The sequence below is a fragment of the Clostridium felsineum DSM 794 genome (assembly GCF_002006355.2).
In the GTDB taxonomy this organism is placed as follows: Bacteria; Bacillota; Clostridia; order Clostridiales; family Clostridiaceae; genus Clostridium_S; species Clostridium_S felsineum.
The window spans coordinates 1,808,928-1,821,840 of the sequence record NZ_CP096980.1 but is presented as its reverse complement, the minus strand read 5'-3'; the positions used below and the strand labels follow the sequence as shown (position 1 = coordinate 1,821,840).

11 protein-coding genes are annotated in these 12,913 nt (G+C 26.7%); 4 read left to right on the top strand and 7 right to left on the bottom strand.

Annotated features, from left to right (window positions below; all coding sequences use genetic code 11):
• The first annotated feature begins 226 nt into the window (after positions 1 to 226).
• Complete coding sequence (locus tag CLFE_RS08525; protein WP_077893706.1) at positions 227 to 1,447, top strand: MFS transporter; 1,221 nt, start codon at positions 227 to 229, stop codon at positions 1,445 to 1,447.
• A 143-nt stretch (positions 1,448 to 1,590) separates the two neighbouring features.
• Here CLFE_RS08525 and CLFE_RS08520 read toward each other — a convergent pair whose 3' ends face one another.
• From CLFE_RS08520 to CLFE_RS08500, 5 genes are all read right to left on the bottom strand, one after another.
• Positions 1,591 to 2,850: a leucine-rich repeat domain-containing protein gene (locus CLFE_RS08520; protein ID WP_077893705.1), complete on the bottom strand. Its 1,260-nt coding sequence runs from the start codon at positions 2,848 to 2,850 to the stop codon at positions 1,591 to 1,593.
• Positions 2,851 to 2,959: 109 nt separating this feature from the next.
• Positions 2,960 to 4,465, bottom strand: coding sequence for a hypothetical protein (locus CLFE_RS08515; protein ID WP_077893704.1), 1,506 nt, complete (start codon positions 4,463 to 4,465; stop codon positions 2,960 to 2,962).
• Between the two features lie 545 nt (positions 4,466 to 5,010).
• Positions 5,011 to 6,714, bottom strand: a complete 1,704-nt coding sequence (locus tag CLFE_RS08510) for a methyl-accepting chemotaxis protein (protein WP_242951638.1) — start codon at positions 6,712 to 6,714, stop codon at positions 5,011 to 5,013.
• A 508-nt stretch (positions 6,715 to 7,222) separates the two neighbouring features.
• Positions 7,223 to 7,375: a hypothetical protein gene (locus CLFE_RS08505; RefSeq protein WP_250944751.1), complete on the bottom strand. Its 153-nt coding sequence runs from the start codon at positions 7,373 to 7,375 to the stop codon at positions 7,223 to 7,225.
• A gap of 161 nt (positions 7,376 to 7,536) precedes the next feature.
• Positions 7,537 to 9,591 (bottom strand): cellulase family glycosylhydrolase, encoded by a 2,055-nt coding sequence (locus CLFE_RS08500; RefSeq protein ID WP_077893702.1) that lies wholly within the window; start codon positions 9,589 to 9,591, stop codon positions 7,537 to 7,539.
• Between the two features lie 811 nt (positions 9,592 to 10,402).
• Between CLFE_RS08500 and CLFE_RS08495 the strand changes: the two genes are divergently transcribed.
• The 3 genes from CLFE_RS08495 (at position 10,403) to CLFE_RS08485 (ending at position 12,088) form a co-directional block, all read left to right on the top strand.
• Complete coding sequence (locus CLFE_RS08495; protein WP_139356173.1) at positions 10,403 to 10,903, top strand: DUF3862 domain-containing protein; 501 nt, start codon at positions 10,403 to 10,405, stop codon at positions 10,901 to 10,903.
• 300 nt (positions 10,904 to 11,203) lie between these two features.
• Positions 11,204 to 11,542: a hypothetical protein gene (locus tag CLFE_RS08490; RefSeq protein WP_139356171.1), complete on the top strand. Its 339-nt coding sequence runs from the start codon at positions 11,204 to 11,206 to the stop codon at positions 11,540 to 11,542.
• A 15-nt stretch (positions 11,543 to 11,557) separates the two neighbouring features.
• A complete protein-coding gene (locus CLFE_RS08485) occupies positions 11,558 to 12,088 on the top strand; it encodes a YcxB family protein (protein WP_077893699.1) in 531 nt (176 codons plus the stop codon).
• Positions 12,089 to 12,183: 95 nt separating this feature from the next.
• On the opposite strand, the gene CLFE_RS08480 is transcribed toward CLFE_RS08485, so the two are convergent.
• Positions 12,184 to 12,327, bottom strand: a complete 144-nt coding sequence (locus tag CLFE_RS08480; RefSeq protein WP_242951637.1) for a hypothetical protein — start codon at positions 12,325 to 12,327, stop codon at positions 12,184 to 12,186.
• A 127-nt stretch (positions 12,328 to 12,454) separates the two neighbouring features.
• A complete protein-coding gene (locus CLFE_RS08475) occupies positions 12,455 to 12,892 on the bottom strand; it encodes a hypothetical protein (RefSeq protein ID WP_077893698.1) in 438 nt (145 codons plus the stop codon).
• Positions 12,893 to 12,913: the final 21 nt, after the last annotated feature.

Here is a 12,913-nt window from a genome sequence, read left to right as displayed (position 1 = left end):
AAACCCATTATAACATCCTCAGTATTGAAGTCATAATAATATCGAAATTTAACACCAACTAGATTATCAAGAAAAGCCTTCAATAAATGGTAAAAATATTTATAAATTCCTTGACTATCATAATAACTATATGGTACTTTAAGGGAAATGCTATACAATGCATAAATAAATTATAATGCAATTGAGTTAAAGTATATGCAAAAATTTAAATGGAGTAGTATAAGAAATGTTTAAAGCATTAAAAATATTCAAAAAAAACATACCTTATTCTTTAAATGTTTTAAGTGGTATAATTTCTAGTATTGGTAATAGCTTAACCTATTTAACAGTTATTCAAATGCTGCTTGTAAGTAATTTTAATTCTAAAATAGTTGGTATTGGTTTAATAACACTTATTCGTATAATACCTCCTTTATGCTTATCTACAGTTTTTGGACACTTAGTTGATAAACGTAATAGGGCTAATATACTATTATTATCAGACTTTATAGAGGGCACAACAATATTATCTTTAGTTTTTGTTCATAATATATATTTTATTTTCTTTATATTCATTATAAACTCAATATTTGATGTTTTTGCTGATATAGCTTCGTTTGCTTATTTAGACCAACTACTTGAAAAAGAAGATATTTTTGTAGCAAATTCTTTTTTTAGTTCTGCTAAAAGTATAGCAAATTGTATAGGACCTGCCTTGGCTGGATTTATAATATTAAAGTTAGGGAATACTTATGCTTTTTCTATTGATAGTGTAACTTTTTATTTTAGTGTTATTTGTACATTGATATGTAAATATAGATATGGAAAAGAAGGAAGTATAGATCTCAAATTACAAAATAATAAAAAAAATAATCCAACAACAGGCATAAAGTATATTAACGAAAATATAAATTTGAAATATATATTTATAAGTATGGCTATTGTTGTATTAATTGTAGAAGCACAATCACCCCTTATGTATATTTTTGGCAAACAATTTTTAGGAATAGATGTAACAAAATCATCTTTATTTTTAACCGCAATGGGTATAGGTTCTTTAATATCTAGTTTTTTATTTATAAGTATAAAGGAAATATGTAATAATATGAAATTTATATTTTGTGTAATAGCTGTGGATGGAATATCCTTAATAATCTTAACACTTATAAATAATTTTTATGTTAGTCTAATGTGTTTTACTTTTTTTGGTATGACATCAAGTGTGTTTTTTATATCAGTTCGTAATATAATACAATTGCAAGTTCCTAATGAAGATATCGGTAAAGTATACTCAATCCAATCATTTATTACCTCACCATTAAAAGTTATTTCAATATTATTAGGGATGTATCTTACAAGTAGTATTATGAATACAGTGAGTTTTTTTAGGTATTCTGGGATTTTAGAATTGACATCAAGCATTATTTTAGCTACTTTTTATGCTAGAAATATAGAAAAAAAATATTAAAAGAGAAAAGTCAAAAAATGTCACGTTAAAAATATTGATATTTTAAACAGGAACTTTTAAGCTATAAGATAAATTTTAATGGGACTAAAATAGTAATATTTTAGTCCCATTAAAATTTATTACTTAGTTATGCTTAATTATATCTACTCTTCTGTTAATATCCTACAACGAGGTAAAGCGCTTTTTAAATTTTCTATATCTTGTGAGGTTATATTATTGTTTGCTAAATTAATATATTTCAATTTGACTAATTTTTCAAGCGTAGTAACATTACTAATATTATTGTCAGATAAATAAAGATTGGTCAAATTAGTTAAATTGGATAAAAAACCAATATCACTTATATTATCATCGCATAAATTAAGGTGAGTTAAATTGTTAAATCCAGTGAAAGTTTTTATATCTATTTTAGTATTCTCCAAATTAAGCGTTGTCAAAGTTTTTAAAGAAGATATACTACTTATATCTGTAACATTAGTATTACTTAAATCAATATAATTCACACTATTTAATGAGGCTAAATCACTAATATTATTAACACCGTTATTCCCAGACAAAGTAATACTTTGAATATTAGATAAATTAACTAAAGGTTTAACATTAACAATATGATTATTGGATAAATCAACATAATGCAGTTTATCCAAGGTATTATTAAAAAAACTAATATTACTAATTATATTATTAGCTAAATTAAGCTCTTGTAAATTAACTAAATTACCTAGTGCATCTAAGTGGCTATTATCACTAAGTTTATTATTTAGTAAATCGATTTTATTTAAATTAGTCAAATTTCTTAAACAATCTATATCTGAAATTTGATTCTGCTGCAAATTAATATAATTTAAATTTGTTAAATTAGCTAAAGAGCTGATGTCACAAATCTGATTTTGAGATAAATTTAAACTAGTTAGATTACTTAATGATGCTACTGCTTTAACATCGGAAATTTTATTTTCATTTAAACTAAGAACATTTAATTTAGTTAAATTACTCAAAGAATTTATGTTAGAAATATTGTTTCCTTGTAAAGATAAATCAGTCAAATTTGTCAGGTTACCTAATAAATTGATATCACTTATGTTGTTATTAGATAGGCATAATCTTTTAAGACCAGTAAGATTTTCAATTCCATCTAGATAAGTTATATTTCCATATTCTATATCAAGTTCATCTATACCTCCAACATCACTTTTACTTAATGCTCCTGTTGGCTTGTTTATTTTATCCCTTACTGCTTTTTCTAAATTACTATCCTTAAATATTATTTCATTTGAGTCTTTCAAATCTATAGTATTATATTTTAGTGCAGCTGCCTTGTATGCACTTGATATATTAAATGTAAAAGTTACCAATAAACATACTATAGTAATCATTGCACATTTTAAAACAAATCTTTTCAATCTAACTCCTCCTAACACTTTATATTTTATAGTATAATTACCTAAATAATTGGATCATATAAAAAAGAATAGCAAAAACAAAAAGTCTTTACTACTCTATGAATTAAATTTATTTTACTGGTGAAAAATTATGTGATTCAATTTTATTTATATAATAAAAATTAAAATTATCCTCATTAAAATCTACAATAGTTCCAGTGTCTGCATTAATTATTAATGAAACCGCAATTTCCATTGGTTGATCAATTTTATCTATATTATCAGGTCCTCCATTATAATAACGACTATGCCAATAAAAATATTGTGGATTTTTAATTATTAAACTAAATGCATGAGGTATATCACCTGTATAAGTTGATGTATATGTTCCATATTGAGCTCCAAGCAGTTCACTATCTTGGCGTTGATATACTTCTTGAGACCTGTATTCATAACCTCCATCCGGATAGTCAAAGTTGAATTCTCTTTTCCAATCTACATTAACTGTTTTTCCATTAAGATACACTTTTTTATTTGAATCTGTAGTAACTATATAATTATAGTCTGGACTAAAACCTAAAAGTATTGATTGTCCAACTGAACTCAAATCAAATTTATATTTTTGTTGTGGATCGAAACCATTGTCAGAACTTATCCTAACATAATAAGTCCCTGCTGGTAACACAAACTTTTTACTAGAATTCGCATTAACAGTACATAATATATTTTCTAATTGACTATCTATAATATCTGCTCTATAAGCATTTGAACCACTTACATTACTTAAACTTGCAGAAATAATTGAAGGTTCAGTAATAGAAATTTTGTTCCAATCTTGGTCGAAATTATTATCTATAGTATCCTCTTCAAAAAATGCATTAGTATATGATTTTGCTTGCAGCGGATTATCATCTGGTTCATTATCTCCATAAGTACTTGAGGAAATTACTGCAAATTGAAATGGATTTACAGCATCAAACCCTTTTACAGAACTTACAGCCATAAAATAAACTCCTGACTGCCCAATTGTACTTAGTTGTTGATTAGCTGTATTCGGATATGTTGAATCTACAACTAAATCTAAATTATGAGTTTGATCATTATACTTAAATAAAAACAAATTATAATCTACATTTGTACTCTTTGGTGCTTGACAAATTACTGTAAGTTTTTGTGCAGCTGAATTATCAAAAGCATACCATCTTTGTCCACCTTCAGTGGTCATTGTATCATTATAAACAGTATTAGTATTTACAGCATAAGCATTACCTGCACTATCATTAATTGTAATAGCTGAACCTGTTGTATTCTGGTCATTTTTTTCTGCTGATAGATACTTTTTGGATTTTGACCTAATGTTTTCTTCTGCACTTTTGAAAGAATTTTTGCTTAGTTTAATTTTTTCTTTTGCATTTTTAGACGGACTCTCATTAAGTTTTACAGCAGCATTACCTAATTTAACCTTATCATTTAACACACTTATCTTTTGGGCTTTAGTTAGTACTTTTGTAGCATTGTTTTCTAAATTAATCTTACTTACTTGATTAATATTAGAATTATGTTTTGCTGCTACAGGTAAACTGCAAGTAAGAATCATACTCACTCCAACAATTACAGCAACAATCTGTTTTTTCATAAAACCACTCCTTTACCTTATATATTTTTTATTTTGTAAAATATATTATGAATTTACAAAATATTCTCAATACTATATTACCATTTATTATTATTAATTTCAATATATGGTTTATTTTTATCGTTTTATGTGTTTTTTGTTATTTTATAGCTCTAATTTCATTAATGTGCAAAAATCATACGATTAATTATAAAAAAATCGCCTAATAAATAGACGACTTTAAAAAAACTTATATGATTTAACTCCTTCTGATACCTATTTACAGCTCCTCTTCATTTTTCACATTCTACATTTTGTCTTGTTTCAGTTCTTCAAAAAATTTAGATACGTTAAACGCAAAAATTGCCAGCATGCAATACTGTAAACTGACTATTTTAAAGCTTTGGCAACTTCGACATAAATCCCGTCCTTAATTTGAAGCAATTGTTTTTATAAAGTGTTAAAAAATATTATAAGCTCCAACCTTATATTTTGAGTTGGAGCTTATATTTAACCTAAAGTAAAATTTTCAATATCATTAACTTTTACTTCTCTTTAAATACAACTTAAATTTTAAACTTCTGTACCAATTCATTAAGCTTTAATGCTAATTCTGCTTGACTTTGAGATGCTGTTGCTATTTGCTCTAGACCTTGACTTGCTTCTTCAATTCCACCTTTTATACCATTCGTATTTTCTGATACCTTTTGAGCACTAGAGGCAACTTCTTGTATAGCACTACTTACCTCACTCATAGTTTCATCCACAGCCTTTGTCTTTTCAGATATATTACCTGAAGTTGTACTTATAAATTCAGCATCCTCATAATACTTACTTCCAACTTGCTCAAATTTCTTAAGTTCAGTTATTATATCATTATTCATAAACACCATAACATCATTAGCACTATCTGAAAGTTTTTTAAATGCAATTTGTACCCTTTCAATAGTATTCTTTATACCATCTATAGATTCTTCTACTTCCTCCGAAAGTTCCCTAACTTCTTCTGCTACAACAGCAAAACCTTTTCCACTTTCTCCTGCCCTCGCAGCTTCAATTGCAGCATTTAACGCAAGCAAATTAGTTTGTTCAGCTATACTAGCAATAGCCTCTGCCATTTGTTTTATTTCACCAACAACTTTACCCTCTTCTATAGATTTTAATATTTCCTTTGCCTTATCCTCATAAACACTTTCTACTCTTTTTACAGATTCTATTCCATTATTTTTAACTTCAACAGCCTTTTCCTTAGACTTACTAGAACTGTTATTTTGATCTATTGTGCTATTTGATAATTCATCTATATTAGCCTTAACCTCCTCAACAGATGCTGTTAATTCCTCTGAGGATGCACTTGTTCTTTCAGTTTGCTCGGCTATATATTTAGTTGATTCTGTTATCTCTGAAAATTTAGAGTTAAGTTCCTCAACTGTAGCCGAAAGTTCTTCACTTGAAGCACTTAAATCTTGAGAATTTCCCATAATAGTCTTTATAATGTTTTTTACATTTTCCTGTGCTTTCATAAGGAATTTACTTGTATCCCCAAATTCATCTTTCCTATCTACTTTAAGTACTGACGAAAAATTATAATCGGCCATATTTTTTACAACGTTATTTATATCGGATAAACACTTCTTAATGTCTTTTGTTAAAATTACAGAAAGTACACTAACTACCATAATAATTAACACCATAATAAATATTAGTAATTTTACAAAATTAGCACTTGTTACTTTATTTGAAGCATTTTCACTTTTAGATTGAGCAAAATTAGCACTTATCAATTTATTTATTTCTTCAAATATTTTTTGTCTGTTTGCAGAATTTGATTTATTTAAACTTACTGCTCCATCAAAATCATTTTTTTCTGCAGCATTAACAATTTTATCAACTATACTTAAATAATTCTCACTAGTTTGTTTGATATTTTTCCAACTCTGTTCATTAGCTGACTCACTAGATATTGCTTCATACTTTTCAATAAACGTATTAATTTCTTTTTCATCCTTTATTATTTCAGCTTCAGCTTCCTTCATATTTGAAGCATCTCTTTGATATACTAACTTTAATACATCTGCTCTTACTTCAGTTAAGCTTTGTTCTATTTGTCCTAAATAATAGACCTTCTTCAAATTAACTTTATACATTCTAGTAGCGCTATCACCTACTTTCCCTAACGTACCAAGAGCAGTCATTCCAACTATTACAACAAAAGCCATAATTATCACAAATGAACTTACAAGTTTAGTTCCAATCTTTATTTTTCCCATATACTTCAATTAAACCACCCTTTCATCTAATTATCTCAATTACAAACATTATCGTCTTTTATCTTTACTTATTAAACTTTTAAATGCTTACATCTTAAAATAAAATTCATGGGAATTTTATGTAACATACTTCCAACACTATTGTTTAATGAGTGTTGTATTTTTCTTCTAAAATTTTCTCCTGAAAAAATAATCAAATATTTAATTTGTTAATCTAAAAAGAATAGCAAAGACTAAAATTATCTCTACTATTCTTATACATTATTTTCATGCTTTTATCACATTGGAACTATTATGTTTAATCTACACAAACACAGTATCAATTACACTTAATGGGTTTAGCACCATCTCAAACGATCTTATATTAAAGAAAATAAACAAAACAGATTCTACTTTATGTTTTAAAGCAACATTTTTCACTTATAAATTATTATAATATTTTAATTTGCTAGATATTTACCTACATAGCGAGCAAATATCATAGTTCTTTCTGCTGCAACTCCTGATGCTAATTCTTGATACAACAAATATTCAAGAAACCCTCACTATCATTTCCAACTGCATATAGTCCTTTTATGGGCTCCATATTTTTATCTAATATCTGCATAAGTGTCACTGATAATTCTAGTGTTGCATTAATACAATAAAATACTATTAACATTTAAAAAGGTATTTATTGGATCTTATTATAATCCAATAAATACCTTTAGTATTAGCTAGCTATAGTACTACTCCATTTACACTATTTCAACAAAATAATATTTCATTGTTTTACTATATTTGTACATAACTAGTTATATATAATAACAATTCATATATTAATTACTTATTTGAAATAGTAAATGTTTCCCAAGTGCTTGGGGTACTTCTATTTGCATATAATACTTCACCATTATTCAAATCACAAGAAACATATTGATTGTTTTCTACAGACTTTAATGCAACATTTCCATTACCCATATCTACTAAAGTAAACTTTTCATTAGCATTAAGTCCATCTGCTTCTGCAATTAATTTATAGCTATTGTTTGGATCAACACTTACAAATTTATTGTTTGCCATGGAAAGTAATGATACTGTACCATCGGAATTATGATAAATTATAAAGCTTTCCCAATCACTTGCTACTGTCCTATTTCCTACAATAGTATTACTAACATTTTTATCAGCACTTACAAAGTCATTGTTTGCTAATGCTTTAATTGTTGATTGTTGAGTTGGAGTTACTGACTGTGCTTTAAACACATTAATTAATGCAGTATTTGGTGTAAAGTTACTTGTTGTAGCTGTATTCCATTTTGAAGCAATTGTTGTATAGTCATCGTTGTTTAAATCTGGAGTTTCTCCAGTAAAGTTGTTATAAAGTCCCCAATTACCACCATTTTGGTAATCCGAACTTGCTCTTCTGTTTTTATAAGCCCAGTTAGTCCAATTTATACCGTTTGCATCAAGTGCTGATAACCATGCTTCCCAAAGATCATTGAAGGAATACCAACAGAATTCACCAGCATATACAGGTACATTCCAATCCGTTTTTTTAGTTTTCAAGTCATTAATTGCATCTGTCATAGAATTAAATTGGGCATGCCAATCGTTCCATTTATCCATCTGATATGGATGAGTTTCATACATTACATTTTTCCACCCATAAGTTGAAGGAGCTGCAATATTATAGAATCCATAAAACGCTTCCATTACTATTAAATGATCTTTATCTATGGCACGTACTGTGTTGTATAAAGAATTATACATTTGTGAATTTGTGTAATTTGAATTGTTGCTTACTGGTTCATTCATTAAGTCATATCCAGCAATATCTGGATTACCATTATAATGTGTAGCTATGCCCTGCCATATTGAAGTTACCCAACTCTGATATGTTGTATTGTTAAAATAATCATTATGTCCTAATCTACCTCCACTTTGCCAAGCATCATCGCAACCTGGAACTCCGTGAAGATCAAGTAATACATATATACCTCTTTGAGAACATTGATTAACAAGATTATCAAGCTGTGTAAATGCATTTGATTTCCAAGAACCATCTCTGTTTAAAAATGTTTCCCAATATAATGGAACACGTACCATATTTAGTCCCATATTTTTTATGTTATCAAGATCACTTGGCTGAATCCAAGCATTTTCATAGGTTGCTAATAAACTATCTGCGCCACTTGTTCCAAAACGACCCTGAAGTTTTCCAACAGTATCATACATATCTGAAACATATACATTAAAGTCACTTATTGACCACCAATTGCCTTTGCTGCCTTGTTGCAGCACTAGTAAATAACGTGCTGATCTTCCATTTCCATCTAAAGAAATATCTATCTTTTGTGAATTTGAAGTACCATTTGCATAATTATCCCAATGAACCCCATCTGTTGAACCTTGAACTAGATAAGTAGCTGGACTATCTCCTGTACTTGAACCTGCATCAATTGTTATTTTATCAAAATACTGAACTGAACCCATATCCACCTTAAACCATTGACCATTTGCTTGAGCAGTTCCAGTTGTCCACCTTGAATTTGTATCATTATCAATAGCGTAACTTGCAGAACTTCCTGCTTCAGTTGGTCCTGCATAAGCAACCCAGCTGCTTCTATCTAATGCTGACTCACCCTCTGGAGACATCCACCCTTCCATAAGGTTCCAAGAACCAAGGTTAGTACCATGTAAATTTACTATGGATCCACTACCGTAATTATTTCTTAAATCTTGTCCATTTGCTTTAATAAAGTCAGAATTGTTAATAGCCTTTGTCACAACATTTGAAGTAGCAGCTGCTTTTATTGTTTTGGGACTGGAAACACTTACACCAGCCACTAATAAAGTAACTGTAGTAATCAAAGATAATACCTTTTGTATTTTCATTATTAACCCTCCATAATTTCTAGTTAATTTAAACTTATTCGCACTAAATATTGAATTTCTCCTTATATAACATGATTAACTTTAAATTCAAGAAACATATATAAAAGTCAAAAGTATAAAGTATTATGTTTAGATTTCCATTGATGCTTTATCTAATATAATACCTTTTGCTACTGAACTATTATTATTTGAAAATAGTATTAATACAAACCTACTATTAGTAACACAAAATTTAATTTCACTGTTTAAATTAAGTTTATTTAGTATTTTACTAATATATATAATTAAAATTTATCTTGTAAATGAAGTCCTAGTATATAAAAAATTATTGTCTGATGATACTATCTTCAAATCATTTTCTGGTTCAGTTAATGTTTGTCCTATAGTGACTGCTAAAGTTTTCTTAACATTATCAATTTCAAATGCTATTACTAATAAAAAAGACTTAAAATATTCCTAACTCTTCATTTTCGCTCCTCCTTTCATATGTATTATTTTTACTTATATTCAACATTATTGTAAAGCAAAATATAAAATTATGCAAGTATATTGTAAATAATTTTATATTTTACTTTTATTCAATTTATTAACATTATTATTTAAGTAACAAAATAGGTATTAATAATTATTTTGTAAATATATTGAAATTTATTGTATCTTTTAGTAATATGAAGCTATAGGAATTGAATTTCAAAAGGAGGTAATTATTATAAAAACAAAAAGAAAGATAGTAATTTTAATATTGGTATCAATCGCCTTAATTGTTGTTTTTTGTTTTAAGCTTAATGTATATAATAGTAATAACACTAAAATGTCTAAAAATAAAAAAACTGATATTGCAAATTCAAAGCCCCAGAAAAAGGCAGCCTCAAACAAAATAACCTTTGACTCGAATAAATTTCTTAAAATAAGAGAAGGAATGAATTACAATGATGTAAAAGCTATTTTAGGTAGTGGTGAAAAGATAAAGGTACAAAAACCCGTAGATTGGATAAACGGTTATAGATGGCTGAACACTGACAAAAGCTACATTGAAGTTGATTTTCGTAATAATATAATAAGCGCAAAATATTTAAGCTATATAGACACTTCAATGAACGCAAAAGTAAGTCAAAAGGATTTTAACAAACTCTCAATTGGTATGACATATGATGATGTAGTTAAAATTTTAGGACCAGGTAGGCTTTGTACAGAACATTATGGTAATAATCACGGTCAAGCATATTCATGGATTAATCATGATGGTAGCACTATTAGTATAATACTTCAAAATGGAAAAATTACCGGAAAAGGCACTTCAGATCTCAATTAATTATGAAAATCAAACTTTTTTCATAAAGTAGTCTAAAACTTAAAATAGCAAGCCTACAATACTATAAACTCACTATTTTAAGTTTGAAAGGAGAATTGCTATGGAAATAAGTTACATACTCTCAATTGAAGAATTAGTGCATCTTTTTTCTAAAAACATAACAAAATCAAAAATATATAAACAATTAATTATTCTTTATAACTTAATATGTATTTTATCTTTTTTTATATTTTTTTAATGTCTAAAAATCTAAATAATTTATTAATTAATATAGTTGCTCTGTTAACTATTAACCTTTTAATGAAAATAAAATTCGCCAGCTATATCTTTGAAAAAATATTCCAGAAAAAATATAATTATAAAAAGTATTCAAGCAATTTTAAGCTCACTAAATTAGACATTAATGAAAATTATTTAACCTTAATTACAGAATTAGATGAAAAACATTATACATTTGAGTCAATATACGATATACACTTGGTAGATATTTACATTGTTATTAGAACAACTGTACAAATGGATATATTTATTCCTAATAGAGCTTTTAAATCTGATTTAAATAAGCAATCCTTTTTAAACAAAATTTGTAAATTAACTAATCTAAAAGTCAAAGAATTTTTTCCTATTGATATTTATTAAGATTGGAGAGTTTTTATGAGTATAAATTATACACTTTCAAAAGAAGATTTTACTAATTTTCGTTTGAAATATTTTTTTAAAACCAAAGTTTATAAATTATGGCTTTTGATTTGTGATTTAATATGCTTATCTATATGGTTTATTACTCTTAAAGTAAATTATCTAGCTGCTTTAACTTTAATAGTTATCATTCTAATTAATATTATAATTAGAACAATGCTGGGACCTTATTACTTGAAAAAACTATTTTTAACAAAACTTAACTCTAAAAAATATAATAATTTATTTGCCGAAACCAAGATAACTATTAACGAAAATTGTTTAAATATAAACACAAAATTAAGTAAACAAAATTGTAATTGGAAGTCCATATATGCGCTATATGATATAAATAATTATATTTTTATTAGAACAAAATCACAAATAGATATACTTATTCCTAATATAGCATTTGAATCATTTAAAGATAAGGAATTATTTTTAGATAATATATATAAATTCACTAATTTAGAATTAAAGAAAAGTTATCCTACTCAAATTTTCTAAAACTTTTTTTATAATTACATCTCCAAATTCAAACAAAAAATTTGGTGAAAATTCATGTAAAAATATATAATTTCACGTTCACAAATAACATTTTATTATATGCATTTTGATGCACTATCTAGATCTTTAATTATTAAATATAATTTTTCAAGATCTATTATATTTTCAATTTTTTCAGGTTCCATTTTATTTATCCATGAAAACATTTGTTGCTTTATAAATACTCTTTCTAAATTCAATACTGGTCTTTCTCACTCGGTGTAATCATTTATTAATTCACTAAATGTAGCAATTGAAAATTCAAATTGATTTGTTTCTAAATAACAACAACCTATATAATTTATCAAATGTCATATATTGCTCTCCTTAATTTATTGGCCAAATTCTTTCATCTTTTTCATTAAATAAAGGAGTAAATTCAATGCTCATTAACTTATTAAATTCAAATGTAAAAGTTGTCCATATTTCTTCTGAAAACAATGTATTAAAGAACTCATAATCTTCATATTCAAACTTAAAATACCCATTCTTCTTTAATAAATCCTCGACTTCACACATTAATTTATTAAAAATATTCTCATTAAACATTATTATTTCTTGATAACATACTTCTATAGAATATAATTTATAATGATCACTTTTATCAAATTTTAATTTAATCATTTTATCATTATAATAATACACTATTCCCTCTTCTTTTTCTTCATAATTAATTTTATCCGGTTTTCCTAATATTTCTATGACATCTTCTTGTTTCATGCCAAATAACACTTCTTCAATTCCAACACCAATTTTAATATTCATACATTTGTCACCCTTTCAAAT